The organism is Sphingosinicella soli (assembly GCF_014199685.1).
GTDB lineage: Bacteria > Pseudomonadota > Alphaproteobacteria > Sphingomonadales > Sphingomonadaceae > Sphingosinicella > Sphingosinicella soli.
Window position 1 is genome coordinate 1 of sequence record NZ_JACHNZ010000006.1, and the last position, 14,734, is coordinate 14,734.

Below are 14,734 nucleotides of genomic sequence, written 5' to 3' on the forward strand. Positions count from 1 at the left end.
TCACCCCATATGAATATGTCTGCAAAATATGGTCCGAGCAGCCAAAACGGTTTATCAGAGAACCGCACCATCAAAACGAGGGACTAAACACCTAGTGCATCCACCATTCTCCTCTCCCGAACCTGAATTCAAACGCTCGGCGCGAAATCCGCGATGAGGTCGTGGCGGTCGCCGGGGAAGAGTTGTGATACGCTCGTCACGGGGTCTCCGCCGCGCCATGTCCAGCGTTCGATGCGCAGGCAGGCGGTGCGCGGGATGCCGAGCAGGCGGGCTTCGGCGGCGGTGGGCATCACTGCGCTGATGCGGTGCCGCGCCTCGCTCCACGGCACCCGCTTCAACAGCCATGTGCCGGGCGCTTCTTCCGCGAACGTCTGGGTTTCGGCCTCGGGCACGGCGGCGAGCGAGATTTCGCGTTGCTCGATGCAATAGGGCTCATCACCCGCGTGGTGGAGCCCGGTGATGACGACGCTGCCGTCCTGCAACTCGCATTTCAGCCGCTGCCAGCGATAGGCAAGGCCGCGCTCGGCGACGACTTTCGCGAGGTCCGGCACTTCCAGAACCGCCGAATGCACGCGCGGGTGCGCGACGAACGATCCGGCCTTGCGCCGCCGCTCGATCAGCCCTGCCCGCGCCAGCATCTCCAGCGCCTTGCTCACCGTGGCGCGCGAGCAGCCGTGGGCGCGGACGAGTTCGTGCTCGAAGGGAATGCGGTGCCCCGGTTGCCATTCGCCCGAACGGATGCGTCCCTCGATCTCCGCGCGGATACGCTCGCCCGGTTTCACGCGATCAGACGCTCCAGCGCCGCAGCATAGCGCACCTCGGCCGCGTCCCGCGCGATATGGCGACCGTTTTGGACCTGCCGCACGCCGCCCGCCCACACCGTGTCGACACAGCCCGCCCCGCCCGCGAAAATCCAGCTGTCGAGAATCATGTCGCTTTTTCTTGCGGCGAGCGACGGATGGCAAGCGCTGAGCGCAACAATATCGGCGGGCATACCCGCAGTAAGTCCGCACTTCACGCCCAGCGCCTGCGCCCCGCCTGCAAGTGCGCCGCCGAACAGCCGCTCGCCGACCGACGCCTCGGCCTCGCTGCCGAGGATGTTGCGGCGGCGGCAGTGAAGCCGCTGACTGTATTCGATCATGCGCAGCTCGCCCGCCGCATCGACGAGAATGTTGGAGTCCGTGCCGGTGCCGATGCGTCCGTCGAGGCGGAGATAGGCCTCCGCCGGAAACACGCCGTCGCCCAGATTCGCTTCCGTCACCGGGCAAAGACCGGCGACGGCGCCCGACGCCGCGAGCCCCATCACTTCGGCGTCGTCAATGTGTGTCGCGTGGATCAGGCACCAGCGCTCATCCACGCCCGCATTGTCGAGCAGCCACTCGACAGGCCGCGCGCCGGACCATGCAAGGCAGGCGTCCACCTCTTTCGTCTGTTCGGCGGCATGGATATGGACAGGCCCGCCCGCCGCCAGCGGCAGGATCGCGGCGAGTTCTTCGGGTGTCACCGCCCGCAGCGAATGCGGCGCGATGCCGATCACGTCGCCGTCGCGCAGCTTCGCGCGGCTCGCCTCCATCAGCCGGGCAAAACCATCGATGTCGCTGATGAACCGTCGCTGCCCCGGCGCGGACGGCGCCCCGCCGAAATCGGCGTGCGCGTAGAACACGGGAAGCAGCGTCAGCCCGATGCCGGTTTCCGCCGCTGCCGAGACGATGCTGCCCGCGGTTTCCGCAGGGTCCGCGTAGCGATCGCCGCTCACATCGTTGTGCAGGTAGTGAAACTCGCCGACGCGCGTGTAGCCGCTTTCCAGCATCTCGGTATAGGCAAGCGCCGTGATCGCGGCGATGTCATCGGGCGTCATGCGGTCGAGGAAGCGGTACATCACCTCGCGCCATGACCAGAAATCGTCGTCCGGCCTGCCGCGCCGTTCCGAAAGTCCCGCCATGCCGCGCTGGAAACCGTGGCTGTGGACGTTGCAGAGCCCCGGGATCGCAATGTCGTGGCGTTCGTCCCCGGCCGCCGCCGCAACCCCCGTCTCGACGCCTTGGATCATCCCGCGCGACAGTGTGATCCGCACGTCCTTTGCCCAGCCGCCGTCCAGTCTTGCCTGCGTGAACCAGAGCCTTTGCATCGTCACCTCGATATTATGTCTAGACATAATAACCGATCGCGCGGAGAATGGCACGCATGAATCGCCTCTGGCACAACGCAAGACTCATGACGCTCGAAGGGCCTGATCTCGGCATCGTCGAGGACGGCGTCGTGGCGTGCGAAAACGGTGTCATCACGTATGCAGGTCCGCGCGCAGGCGCGCCGGAAGCGGCAGAGACGATCGATTGCGAAGGCCGTTGGATCTCGCCGGGCCTCGTCGATTGCCACACGCACCTCGTCTACGCCGGAAACCGGGCGCGCGAGTTCGAGCTTCGTCTGCAGGGCGCATCCTATGAAGAGATTGCCCGCGCGGGCGGCGGCATCGTGTCGACGATGAAGGCGACGCGCGCGGCGAGCGAGGACGACCTTGTTGCAGCCTCCCTGCCCCGCCTCGATGCACTCCTCGCCGAGGGCGTGACGACGATCGAAATCAAGTCCGGCTACGGCCTGTCGCTTGAGAGCGAGCGCAAGCAGCTCCGCGCCGCACGCCGCCTCGGCGAAGAACGCCGCGTGGCTGTCACCACCACCTTCCTTGGTGCGCACGCACTGCCGCCTGAATTCGCGGGCCAGGACGCCTATATCGCGCACGTCTGCGACGTGATGCTGCTCGCACTCGCCGCAGAAGGGCTCGTCGATGCGGTCGATGCGTTCTGCGAGGGCATCGGCTTCTCGCCCGATCAGGTCGCGCGTGTGTTCGAAGCTGCCCGCGCGCTCTGCCTTCCCGTGAAACTCCACGCCGAGCAGCTTTCCGATCTCGGCGGCGCGGCCCTTGCCGCCCGCCACGGCGCGCTCTCCGCCGATCACCTTGAATATCTGGACACGGCGGGCGTCGCCGCGATGGCGGCATCGGGCACCGTCGCCGTGCTGCTTCCCGGTGCTTTCTATTTCACGCGCGAGGAAAAGCGCCCGCCCGTCGCCGCGCTGCGCGCGAACGGCGTGCCGATCGCCCTCGCGACGGACTGCAACCCCGGCACCTCGCCGCTCACCTCGCCGCTGCTTGCGATGAACATGGCGGCGACACTGTTCCGCCTCACGGTCGAGGAATGCATCGCCGGCTTCACGCGCGAGGCGGCGCGCGCGCTCGGCCGCAGCGATATCGGCACGCTTGCGCCCGGAAAGGCTTGCGACCTCGCGATCTGGGACATCGGGCAGCCTGCCGAGCTTGTTTACCGCATGGGATTGAACCCTCTCCATGCGCGCATCTGGAGAGGACAGTGACGATCACGCTCATCCCCGGCGCAATCCGCTACACGGAGCTTCGCGCCATCTATCGCGGCGAAACAGCAGCGCTCGACGACGCCGCCTTCCCGGCGATCGAAGCAAGCGTAGAGTCTGTCGCGCGTATCGTCGCGCGCGGCAATCCCGTCTACGGCATCAACACCGGCTTCGGAAAACTCGCCTCGGTGCGCATCGGCGATGACGATCTCGCCACGCTCCAGCGCAACATCGTACTCAGCCATGCCGCCGGTGTCGGTGCACCGATGCCGCGCGCGGTCGTGCGCCTGATGATGACGCTGAAGCTGGCCAGCTTCGGCCACGGCGCCTCGGGCGTCTCCACCGCGACCGTGCGCCTGATCGAAGCCATGCTGGCGAAAGACCTGATGCCCACGATCCCGTCGCAGGGCTCCGTCGGCGCAAGCGGCGATCTTGCCCCGCTGGCGCACATGGCCGCCACGATGATCGGCGTCGGCGAAATTGATGAAGTTCCCGCCGCGACAGCGCTCGCCGAGGCGGGGCTTTCCCCGCTCACGCTCGGCGCCAAGGAAGGCCTCGCCCTCCTCAACGGCACGCAATTCTCCACTGCCTATGCGCTCGCGGGCCTGTTCGAAGCCGAAACCCTGCTGCGCACCGCGCTCGTCACCGGCGCGCTCTCCACGGAGGCCGCGAAAGGCTCCGATACGCCGTTCGATCCGCGTATCCACACGCTGCGCCGTCATCGCGGCCAGATCGATGTGGCGGACGCGCTGCGCACGCTCATGCAGGGCTCGGCGATCCGCGCCTCGCACCTAGAAGGCGACGCGCGCGTGCAGGATCCCTATTGCCTGCGCTGCCAGCCGCAGGTGATGGGCGCGGCGCTCGGCATTCTGCGACAGGCGGCCGAAACATTGGTCGACGAGGCAAACGGCGTCTCCGACAATCCGCTGATATTCGCGGATACCGACGAAGCGCTTTCAGGCGGCAACTTCCACGCCGAGCCGGTCGCCTTCGCGGCGGACATCATCGCGCTGGCGCTCTGCGAGATCGGCTCCATCGCCGAACGCCGCGTCGCCATGCTGGTCGATCCGGCGCTCTCCGGCCTCCCCGCCTTCCTCACGCCGCACCCCGGCATCAATTCGGGCTTCATGATCCCGCAGGTGACAGCCGCCGCGCTGGTCTCGGAAAACAAGCAGCGCGCCTATCCGGCCAGCGTCGACTCGATCCCCACGTCCGCCAATCAGGAAGACCACGTCTCGATGGCCGCGCACGGCGCGCGCCGCTTGCTGCCGATGGCGGAGAACCTCGCTTCGGTGCTCGCCATCGAATATCTCGCCGCCGCGCAGGGATGCGACTTCCACGCGCCGCTCGCCTCCAGTCCCGTGCTCGAACAGGCCCGCGCCGCGCTCAGGCGCGACGTGCCCACGCTGGAGGACGACCGCCATTTCCACCCGGACATCGTCGCGGCGACCCGCATCGTGAACGCCGGCACGCTGGCCGCCCTCACGGAGCTTGCCGTCCTGTGACCTGGCTGATGGTCCACCAGGGCGACGCGCCGCTCGTGATCGCCTTCCCGCACACGGGCACGACGATCCCGCTCGAAATCGAACAGACGCTGCGCTCGCCCTGGCTCGCGCTCAAGGACACCGACTGGTGGGTAGATGCGCTCTATGCCTTCGCGCGCGATCTCGGCGCCACGACGATCCGCACCGGCATGTCGCGCACCGTCATCGACGTGAACCGCGACCCGGCGGGCGTCTCACTTTATCCGGGCCAGATCACCACCAGCCTTTGTCCCACCGAAACCTTCGACGGCGAGCCCTTCTACCGTCCCGGCCAGGAGCCGGACGCCACCGAGACCGCGCGCCGACGCACCGCATGGTTCGATCCCTATCATGGCGCACTCGCCGGGGAGATCGCGCGCCTACGAAGCCGTCATGCCCGCGTCATCGTCTACGACGCCCACGCCATTCGCGGCCACGTCCCCCGCCTGTTCCCCGGCGACCTCCCCGATCTCAATGTCGGCACCAACGGCGGCACGACCTGCGCGCCCGCGCTCGCCGAAGCGGTGATGGCCGCCTGCCAGCGCTCGCCCTGCACGCATGTCCTCGACGGGCGCTTCAAGGGCGGCTGGACGACGCGCCACTACGGCGATCCCGGCGCGGGCATCCATGCGATCCAGATGGAACTCGCGATGCGCACCTATCTCGCGGAGCCGCCCGTCACCGCATGGGGAAACTGGCCCGCCGACTACGACCCCGCGCGCGCCGCGCCGCTTCAATCCACGCTTCGCGAGGTGCTGGAAGCCGCCCTCGCTTTCGCCAAAGGCCACTCATGACCCGCACCGACCCCACCCGCGTCATCCGCCCCGCCACCGGCACCGTGCTCAGCGCCAAGAGCTGGCTCACCGAGGCCCCCTTGCGCATGCTGATGAACAACCTGCACCCGGACGTCGCCGAGCGCCCCGAGGAGCTGGTCGTCTACGGCGGCATCGGCCGCGCTGCGCGCGACTGGGAAAGCTACGACAAGATCGTCGAGACTCTGCGCCGCCTTGAAGGCGACGAAACGCTGCTCGTCCAGTCCGGCAAGCCCGTCGGCGTGTTCCGCACGCACGCCGATGCGCCGCGCGTGCTCATCGCCAACTCGAACCTCGTGCCGCACTGGGCGACGTGGGAGCATTTCAACGAACTCGACCGCAAGGGTCTCGCCATGTACGGCCAGATGACGGCGGGCTCGTGGATCTACATCGGCACGCAGGGCATCGTGCAGGGCACCTACGAGACGTTCGTGGAGATGGGCCGCCAGCATTATGGCGGCGATCTTTCGGGCCGCTGGCTGCTCACGGCGGGGCTCGGCGGCATGGGCGGCGCGCAGCCGCTCGCCGCCACGATGGCGGGCGCCTCCTGCCTGGCCATCGAATGCCAGCCGAGCCGCATCGAGATGCGCCTGCGCACCGGCTACCTCGATCACAGCACCGAAAGCCTCGACGAAGCCCTCAAGATCGTCACCACCGCCACCAAGCCCGTGTCGGTCGGCCTGCTCGGCAACGCCGCAGAGCTGCTGCCTGAACTCTACCGGCGCGGCGTGCGCCCCGACCTCCTCACCGATCAGACCTCCGCGCACGATCCGGTGAACGGATACCTGCCCGCAGGCTGGAGCCTCGAACGCTGGCTGGGCATGCGCGAACAGAACCCCGAAATCGTCGCCGAGGCCGCGAAGGCCTCGATGGCCGAACACGTCCGCGCCATGCTCGATTTCCAGAAAGCGGGCGTTCCCACGGTCGATTACGGCAACAACATCCGGCAGGTCGCCAAGGACGCGGGCGTCGAGGATGCCTTCGCCTTGCCCGGCTTCGTCCCCGCCTACATCCGCCCCCTGTTCTGCCGCGGCATCGGCCCGTTCCGCTGGGTCGCGCTCTCGGGCGACCCGGAGGATATCTACAAGACCGACGCGAAGGTGAAGGAACTCATCCCCGACAACCCGCACCTCCACAACTGGTTGGACATGGCGCGCGCGCGCATCCGTTTTCAGGGCCTGCCCGCGCGCATCTGCTGGGTCGGGCTCGGCGATCGCCACCGCCTCGGCCTCGCCTTCAACGAAATGGTCGCCTCGGGTGAACTCAAGGCCCCCGTCGTCATCGGCCGCGATCATCTAGATTCCGGTTCGGTCGCCAGCCCCAACCGCGAGACCGAAGCCATGCGCGACGGCTCCGATGCGGTCTCCGATTGGCCGCTGCTCAACGCCCTCCTCAATACCGCATCGGGTGCCACCTGGGTGTCGCTCCACCACGGCGGCGGCGTCGGCATGGGCTATTCGCAGCATTCGGGCATGGTCATCGTTTGCGACGGCACCGAAGACGCCGCGCGCCGCATCGAGCGCGTGCTCTGGAACGATCCCGCCACCGGCGTCATGCGCCACGCCGACGCGGGCTACGACATCGCGCTGGATTGCGCGCGCGAACACGGCCTCGATCTTCCCGCCATCGGCTAGACGCAGCGTTTCTTCCTGTGCCATAGGCACCCGGCAAAAGCGGGAGAAGCGCATTGGGTGAAATCGATCTGGTCGGCGCGACCAAGCAGGCGCTGCGCCGCCTCGCCACCACGGTCTGCGTCATCAGCAGCCGCCACGAGGGCGAGCGCTTCCTGATGGCCGCGACAGCGGTGGAGGCGATGTCGATGGACCCGCCCTCGATGCTCGTCTGCGTCAACCGTTCCGCCTCGATCCACGCCCCGCTCGCGGCGGGTGCGGACTTCGCGATCAATGTGCTTTCCGCCGATCAGGAAGACATCTCGCGCCTCTGCGGCGGCGGCGCCAAGGGCGAGGAACGCTTCGCCTGCGGCGACTGGCAGGACGGACCCGGCGGCATCCCGCTCCTCGGCGGCGCGCAGGCGAACGTCGTCTGCAAGCAGGACGGCCTGTTCGCTTATGGCACGCACACCATCGTCATCGGCCGCGTGGAGTCCGCGATCGTCGGCGATGTCGTCGATCCGCTGGTTTACGTGGACGGCCGCTACACGCGCGTTCCGGCCTGACCTATCGCGTCAGCCGTTCATGGTGCCAGCGCAGGTGCGGCTCCATGAAGGTCGAGATGAAATAATAGCTGTGGTCATAGCCCTCGCGCATCCCCAGCGTCAGCGGGATGCCGGCTTTCGCGCAGGCAGCCTCAAGCAGTTCGGGCTTCAACTGGTCCTTCAGGAAATTGTCCGCCCCGCCCTGATCCACCAGCAGGTCCGGCACGCGCGCGCCGTCCTCGATCAGCGCGCAGGCATCGTACTGCCGCCACGCCGAGCGGTCCGCGCCCAGATAACCGCCGAGCGCCTTCTCGCCCCACGGGCAATTGAGCGGGCTGACGATCGGCGCAAACGCTGACGTCGCGCGGAACCGGCCGGGATTGCGAAGGCTGATGGTCAGCGCGCCGTGCCCGCCCATCGAATGGCCCATGATGCCCTGCCGCGCCATGTCCGCCGGGAAATTCGCCGCCACGATCTCCGGCAGTTCGGTTTCGATGTAGCTGCGCATCCGGAAGTTCGCCGCCCACGGCGCCTCGGTCGCATCGACATAGAAGCCCGCGCCCTTGCCGAAGTCATACGCCTCATCGTCGGGCACCTCGTCGCCGCGCGGGCTCGTGTCCGGCGCTACGAAGATCAGGCCGAGTTCCGCGCACGCGCGCCGGAATTCGCCCTTCTCGGTCACATTGGCGTGCGTGCAGGTCAGGCCCGAGAGATACCACACCACCGGCAGCTTCGCGCCCGGCGCATGGTCGGGCACGAACACGCTGAACACCATCGGCGTGCCGGTTTGCGCGGATGCGTGCCGGTAAACGCCCTGCGTGCCGCCGAAGCTGCGGTTCGTCGAAACGGTCTCGATGGTCATTTGTCCTCCAGAACGGGAATGCGGGCGATGATCGGCGCGTGGCCCCACGCGATGAGCGCACGCACCAGGTCGGGACCGGACATGCCGACCGTGGCGGTGTTGCGCAAGGGGTGGACGTTCACCGCCTCCGCCCCCGCCAGCCCCGCGTCGAGCGCCACCGTCACCGCGCGCGCCGTATCGTTGAAAGCCGCGAGAGGCGTCACCGATCCGGGCGTGATGCCGAGCAGGCGCTCCATGTCGTCCGCCTTGCCGAAGCTGAGCCGCCGCGAACCGAGCACGGCGGGCAGCGCCTTCAGGTTCGCCCGCGCTTCGGCCGGAATGGTGACGAGGAAGAACACCCCCGCTTCGTCCTTCAGGAACAGGTTCTTCGTGTGCGCCCCCGCGATCCGGCGGTGCAGGTCGTCGCTCTCGGCGACGGTGAACACCGCTTCGTGCTCATGCACCGTGAAGGATATGCCCAGCCCGGCGAGCGCCCCGTGCAGATCCAGTTCCCTTGATGCCACACCAATCCCCTTTCGTCTGGCGCATACAACGCATTAACCCTCTCGTGCCAGAATGTTCGCGCAGAATGATGCGAGGACAGGCACGTGGACCGCGAAACCGATTTCTCCAGGAACACGTCGTCCGGCGTCGAGGAGCCGGACTTCGCGCTCAGCGCGCTGGACCACATTCGCGTCCGCTCCGAAGCCGCGCTTGCGCGCAAGGATATCGAACTGCGCCGCCTGCGCGCCGAAATCGAATGCCTGCAGATCATCAAGCAGCGCTTCGAATCGATCGTCGATACGGTTCCCTGCGTTATCTTCGCGTGCAATGCGAAGGGGGAAGTCACCTATATCAACGGCAGTTTCACGCGCCTTACCGGCTGTCCGCCTGAAGATGCGCTCGAAGGCGGATGGCAGACATTCACGCACCCGGACGATGTCGCGCAGGTGAAAGACGCCCTTGCATTGGCGGTTCAGACCGGCGTGGCACGCGGCGCCACGATGCGGATCCGCGCGCCGGGCAAGGCATATGTGACCTTCGGCGCAACAGGCGCGGCCGTGCGAGACAGCCAGGGCAAGTTTCTGGAATGGTACGGCGTGCTTATCCCGCAGCCGGACGACATCCACCTTCTGACCGTGGAACCTTGACGGGTAATCGGTGTCCGCGCCTGTCTCGTTACGGCACAGCCGGGTCGAAAATCCGGGCCATGTAGCGGCTTTGAATCCACGCAACGGCTAATTTCCGCGATAGAGGGAACTGGCATTCTGCTTGCGTGTTGCTTCGGCGAGGCGCCCTTGTTCGGCGCCGGGCTGAAAGGACGAGAACCATGCTCGACACGCGCGCCTATGACGGCACGAAGCAGGGCTACCGGCTTGTGTATCGCCCGTCGAAGGTCAATTGCTGCCCCGGCTGCGGGCACACCAACTGGTATGTCGGCCGCAGCTCCGCCGAATGCGCCTTCTGCGCGACCGCCCTGCCGCTTCAGCAGACCGGCGGCGCCGATTATCTCACGGATTTCACCGCGCGCGCTGCCGCGTAAGCGTCGGCATAACCGCAGGTTATAGCGCACAGTGCAGATTTTCTATTGTGAACACAGCCTGATCGGCCTTCCCTAGCAAGGTCTGTCGCCCCGCCGCGACAGCGCTCTGGAGGGGGCCGCCCATGAAACTGCCGATTGCCATTCTCAGCCTTGCCATTGTTTCATCGCCTGCTCAGGCGGTCGACGTTGAAGCCGTTCGAAAGCTGATCGCCGATCCGCGCGCGGCGAGCGCGCCGGGCTGCGTTGCGGGCGCATTCAAAGCGGGGAAAACCCTCTTCGTCACCGCCGCCGGCATGGCGGATGTCGAAAACGCGCGGCCGCTCGACGGCGACACGCTCATCTATGCGGCTTCGGTTTCCAAGCAGTTCACCGTGCTCGCCGCCGCCACGCTTGCCGTGCAAGGCAAGATGGGCCTTCAGGACGATATCCGGAAATATCTGCCCGAACTGCCGCAATATGAAGTGCCCGTCACCGCGGAGATGCTGATCCACCACACGTCAGGCATCCGGGATTGGCTCGCGCTTTCAAGCTGGGCAGGCGCTTCGGATTTCTCGCAGGCCAAAAAGGCCGATGTCCTCAGTCTGTTGTTTCGTCAACAGGGCACCAATTTCACGCCGGGCACCGATTTCACGTACTCGAACGGCGGTTATCTGCTGCTCGCGGAGATCATCGAACGCGTATCGGGGATGCCGTTCAGCACATATGTCACGAAAACCGTGCTCGAACCGCTCGGCATGAAGAACAGCATGTTCATGAACGGCGCAGGTCCGACGAAGGGCAAGATCGCGCATGGATACAAGCCGAAGGGCGATACCTTCGAAATTCGCGATACCTATCCCACGATCAGCGGATCGGGCGGGTTGATGGTCACGATCAACGATCTTGCGAAGTTCGATCACGATCTGGAGGTCGGCCACAAGGTCTGGACCCCGCAGGTCAAGGCCATCATGCTGGCGCCCGGCACGTTCACCAACGGTGAGCCCGCGCTTCGCAAGCCGAGCAAGCAGGCCTACGCGGGCGGTCTCATGGTCGGAGAGCGGCGCGGGCAATATTTCGTGCAGCACGGCGGCGGCGCAGAAGCGTTCAGGAACCAGTACGCCCGATTGCCGGAGCGCCGACTCGGCGTCGCCGTCTTCTGCAACCGCAGCGACTGGGATCCCTCCGAACGCGCCGACGCCGTTATAGAACTCGTCGAGGGCGCCATACTGACGGATGAAAACAAGCCTCTCAACGGCCGTTATTATTCCGATGAGCTTCAGGCCACCTATGACGTGTCGATCGACGGGAAGGAACTGACCGCAGCAGTCACCTCCCCCTACGCAAAAGCCGGAAAATCCGAGACGTTCGAGCGTTCGTCCGACGGCACGTTCCGCGCGAACGGCACCATTCTCACGTTCTTGCCCGACGGCGGGTTCACGCTCGGCACAGAACGGGTCCGTGCCATTCCCTTCAAGAAAGTCACCGGCAACTAAAACCTGCCTGTTGCCGGGAATAGATAGGCCGGCGCCTTCGAACACTTCGTTCGGGGGCGTCGTCGTGCCCGCGCGCATCAAGCATAAATGCAGGAAAGCATAACTACGGGTTATGACCATGCCACGTCTTGATACATGGCAGGCTTCATTTTCACTGCAATTATACTGCAACGCAAAATTCAAAAAGGGGCAATCATGTTTACCAATTCACTTGAACACCGCCATAATTTGAAAAGCGCGCGCCGCCACAAGGCTGTTTGTTTCGCAGGCGCAGCAATGACTTTGTGCGCAATCTCGCCTGCGTTTGCCCAGTCTTCCGGCACGCCTCCCGCCAGAACGATCGACGAGGAGATCGTCGTCACCGGCTCGCTCCTTGCACGCAGCGGATTTGATGCCCCTACGCCGGTCACGGCCATCGGCACGGAAGATTTGCTGCGCGTCAACGCGCCGGACATCTCCAACGTCGTCAACCAGATGCCCGCCGTCCGCGCCTCGCTGACCCCCGCGAGCACCGGCAATCTCAGCAGTCTCGCCGCAGGCAACTACATCGATCTGCGCGGCCTCGGCTATCTCCGCACGCAGGTTCTGATCGACGGCCGCCGCTATTCACCCAACACGCCGAGCGGCGGTGTCAACGTAAGCTCCATTCCCCAGACGCTGGTGCGCGGCATCGACATCGTGACCGGCGGCGCGTCGGCGGCTTACGGCTCCGACGCCGTGGCCGGCGTCGTCAATTTCCTCATCGACGACGAATTTCAGGGCCTGAAGGGCAAGGTGCAGGGCGGCATCACCGATCATAACGACTACCGCAACTATCTCGCCTCGGTCGCCTACGGCACGAACTTCGCCGACAACCGTATCCGGCTTACCGTTGCCGTCGAGGCCGCGCAGAACAGCGGCATCGATTTCATCGGAGACCGCGATTGGGGGAACAACCCGTCCCGCATCGCAAACCCGGCATGGACCGCAACGAATGATGAGCCGCGCAATCTGGTCGTCATGGGCGCCAAGGCCGCAAACGTCGCCTACGGCGGCGTCATCAACTCGCCGGGCGCACTGCGCGGGCTGCAGTTCGCACCGGACGGGTCGGCGATTCCGTTCAACTACGGGTCGCTCGTGACGACGTCCTCGATGGTCGGCGGCGACGGCGTCAACGCCACAGCCGACAATGTCGGTTCCGTCCCTTCCGAGCGTTATGCGGCATTCGGACGCCTCACCTTCGACGCAACCGACTCGCTGAAAATCTTCGCGGAAATCAATTATTCGAAGATCCAGTCGCGCTTCCCCACGCTGTCTCGCACCGAACAGCTCACGATCCGCGCCGACAACCCCTTCATTCCCGAGTCCGTCCGTGATGTGATGATTTCGGAGGGGATCCCGAGCTTCGTCATGGGCCGCAGTCTCAACGACTATGCCCGCGGCGACATCGATATGGATATCGACACGCTGCAAGCCGTGTTCGGCGCGGAAGGCAGCTTCGGCGATTCGTGGAAGTGGGACGCCTATTACAGCCACGGACGCACCAAGAACGTCCTCCATCTGGAACAGCGCGTCACATCGCGGTTCGCCCTTGCGCTCGATGCCGTCACCGATCCGAACACCGGAGCGGCCGCGTGTCGGTCCACGCTCACGAATCCCGGCAACGGCTGCGTTCCGATCAACCTGATCGGTGAAGGCAACGTCACGGATGCGGCGCTCAACTACATCAACGGCATGTCGCGCCGCGAATGGGACATCAAGCAGAACATCGTCGCCGGCACCGTTCGCGGCGAGCCCTTCTCCACATGGGCAGGTCCGGTCGGCGTCGCCGTCGGTGCGGAATACCGGAGCTGGAAGGTCGATACGACGTCCGATCCGATTTCCCAGGTCCAGGGCTATCTCGGCGGCGGCACCATTCCCTACTCCGGCAAGATCGAGGTCAAGGAAGTCTTCGGCGAGATTCTCGTGCCGCTGGCAAGCGGGGAAAGCTGGGCACGCGATCTCAGCCTCAACCTCGCGGGCCGCATCACGGATTACAGCACGTCGGGCACGGTCGAAACCTGGAAGGCGGGCGTCAATTATGCGATCAACGACTCCATCCGGCTGCGCGCAACCCGCTCACGCGACATCCGCGCGCCGGGATTGGAGGAATTGTTCGCTGCAGGCTCGACCAGCACGCTCAGCGTGCAGGATCCGGAATTCGGCGGCGAGAGCTATTCGGTCCAGGCCGCCAACACCGGCAACCCGACGCTGACCCCCGAAAAGGCCGATACGCTCACGGCAGGTATCGTGCTGACGCCGGACTTCCTTCCGGGCTTCAAGTTCTCGGTCGATTACTATGATATCAAAATGAAGAACGCGATCATCGCGCTTACCCCGGCCACGATTGTCGATCAGTGCTACACGACCGCGCCGCAGCTTTGCTCGCTCATCACGCGCGGCGGCGACGGCAGGATCACCCGCGTTCTGAACGGGCCGGTGAACCTTCAGCGCGTCCAGGTCCGCGGCATCGATTTCGAATCCTCGTACCGCTTCCCGCTCGGCGCAGGGGACATCAATCTCCGCGCGCTCGCGACCTACATCGACAAGGCGGTCATCGACGACGGCATCACGGCGAGCGAACTTCATGACGCGGTCAACCAGCCGACCATTGCGGCGCTCGGCGGAAACCCGCGCTGGCGCTTCAACACAAGCGCGAGCTACATCACCGATCAGGCGCGCCTAAGCGTCACCGGGCGGTATGTCGGCGGCGGCAGGATCGACCCGAGCTTCACGTCGAAGGATCTCGATGTTCTCCGCGTGAAGGGGCGTCTGTATTTCGACATCTCCGGCGAATACGCGATCATCGAGCGCGGCGAGAGCACGGTCGCCCTGTTCGGCAGTATCCAGAACCTGCTCGATCAGAATCCGCCGATCACGGGCGTAGGCGGCTACGGCACGACGCGCTCGCTCTACGACACGATCGGCCGCATCTATAACGTCGGCGTCAGGTTCCAGTTCTGAGCTGACCAGTTCTGAGCTGAATCGAAAAGGGCAGGCGAATTGA

General features: G+C 65.6%; 13 protein-coding genes. 9 read left to right on the forward strand and 4 right to left on the reverse strand.

The window, feature by feature from the left end:
- Positions 1-128: 128 nt before the first annotated feature.
- Positions 129-782: a UTRA domain-containing protein gene (locus GGQ98_RS03635; protein WP_184065264.1), complete on the reverse strand. Its 654-nt coding sequence runs from the start codon at positions 780-782 to the stop codon at positions 129-131.
- Positions 779-2,128 carry a formimidoylglutamate deiminase gene (locus GGQ98_RS03640; RefSeq protein ID WP_184065477.1) on the reverse strand — a complete coding sequence of 450 codons (1,350 nt, stop codon included), beginning with the start codon at positions 2,126-2,128 and terminating at the stop codon, positions 779-781. The genes GGQ98_RS03635 and GGQ98_RS03640 overlap by 4 nt, the downstream gene beginning before the upstream one ends.
- A gap of 56 nt (positions 2,129-2,184) precedes the next feature.
- On the opposite strand from GGQ98_RS03640, the gene hutI reads away from it, so the two are divergent.
- The 5 genes from hutI to GGQ98_RS03665 are packed head-to-tail and all read left to right on the forward strand — an operon-like array spanning position 2,185 to position 7,874.
- Positions 2,185-3,366 carry an imidazolonepropionase gene (gene hutI, locus GGQ98_RS03645; RefSeq protein ID WP_424141344.1) on the forward strand — a complete coding sequence of 394 codons (1,182 nt, stop codon included), beginning with the start codon at positions 2,185-2,187 and terminating at the stop codon, positions 3,364-3,366.
- Positions 3,363-4,868: a histidine ammonia-lyase gene (hutH, locus tag GGQ98_RS03650; protein ID WP_184065270.1), complete on the forward strand. Its 1,506-nt coding sequence runs from the start codon at positions 3,363-3,365 to the stop codon at positions 4,866-4,868. The genes hutI and hutH overlap by 4 nt, the downstream gene beginning before the upstream one ends.
- 8 nt (positions 4,869-4,876) lie before the next feature.
- A complete protein-coding gene (hutG, locus tag GGQ98_RS03655) occupies positions 4,877-5,680 on the forward strand; it encodes an N-formylglutamate deformylase (protein ID WP_184065480.1) in 804 nt (267 codons plus the stop codon).
- Positions 5,677-7,332, forward strand: coding sequence for a urocanate hydratase (hutU, locus tag GGQ98_RS03660; RefSeq protein ID WP_184065273.1), 1,656 nt, complete (start codon positions 5,677-5,679; stop codon positions 7,330-7,332). Before hutG ends, hutU begins: the two co-directional genes overlap by 4 nt.
- A 53-nt stretch (positions 7,333-7,385) precedes the next feature.
- On the forward strand, positions 7,386-7,874 hold the full coding sequence (locus tag GGQ98_RS03665) for a flavin reductase family protein (protein ID WP_184065277.1): 489 nt from the start codon (positions 7,386-7,388) through the stop codon (positions 7,872-7,874).
- A 1-nt stretch (position 7,875) separates the two neighbouring features.
- Here GGQ98_RS03665 and fghA read toward each other — a convergent pair whose 3' ends face one another.
- Together fghA and GGQ98_RS03675 are read right to left on the reverse strand one after the other, a co-directional pair.
- Entirely contained in the window at positions 7,876-8,715 is an 840-nt protein-coding gene (gene fghA / locus GGQ98_RS03670) for an S-formylglutathione hydrolase (protein ID WP_184065280.1), read from the reverse strand.
- A complete protein-coding gene (locus GGQ98_RS03675; RefSeq protein WP_341534124.1) occupies positions 8,712-9,218 on the reverse strand; it encodes a prolyl-tRNA synthetase associated domain-containing protein in 507 nt (168 codons plus the stop codon). The genes fghA and GGQ98_RS03675 overlap by 4 nt, the downstream gene beginning before the upstream one ends.
- Positions 9,219-9,302: 84 nt before the next feature.
- Between GGQ98_RS03675 and GGQ98_RS03680 the strand changes: the two genes are divergently transcribed.
- The 4 genes from GGQ98_RS03680 to GGQ98_RS03695 all read left to right on the forward strand — a co-directional run bounded on the left by GGQ98_RS03680 (position 9,303) and on the right by GGQ98_RS03695 (position 14,691).
- Complete coding sequence (locus tag GGQ98_RS03680; protein ID WP_184065283.1) at positions 9,303-9,845, forward strand: PAS domain-containing protein; 543 nt, start codon at positions 9,303-9,305, stop codon at positions 9,843-9,845.
- Positions 9,846-10,024: 179 nt separating this feature from the next.
- Complete coding sequence (locus GGQ98_RS03685; RefSeq protein ID WP_184065286.1) at positions 10,025-10,237, forward strand: hypothetical protein; 213 nt, start codon at positions 10,025-10,027, stop codon at positions 10,235-10,237.
- A 122-nt stretch (positions 10,238-10,359) separates the two neighbouring features.
- On the forward strand, positions 10,360-11,709 hold the full coding sequence (locus GGQ98_RS03690; protein WP_184065289.1) for a serine hydrolase domain-containing protein: 1,350 nt from the start codon (positions 10,360-10,362) through the stop codon (positions 11,707-11,709).
- A 276-nt stretch (positions 11,710-11,985) separates the two neighbouring features.
- Positions 11,986-14,691: a TonB-dependent receptor domain-containing protein gene (locus GGQ98_RS03695; RefSeq protein WP_184065291.1), complete on the forward strand. Its 2,706-nt coding sequence runs from the start codon at positions 11,986-11,988 to the stop codon at positions 14,689-14,691.
- The last annotated feature ends 43 nt before the right edge of the window (positions 14,692-14,734 follow it).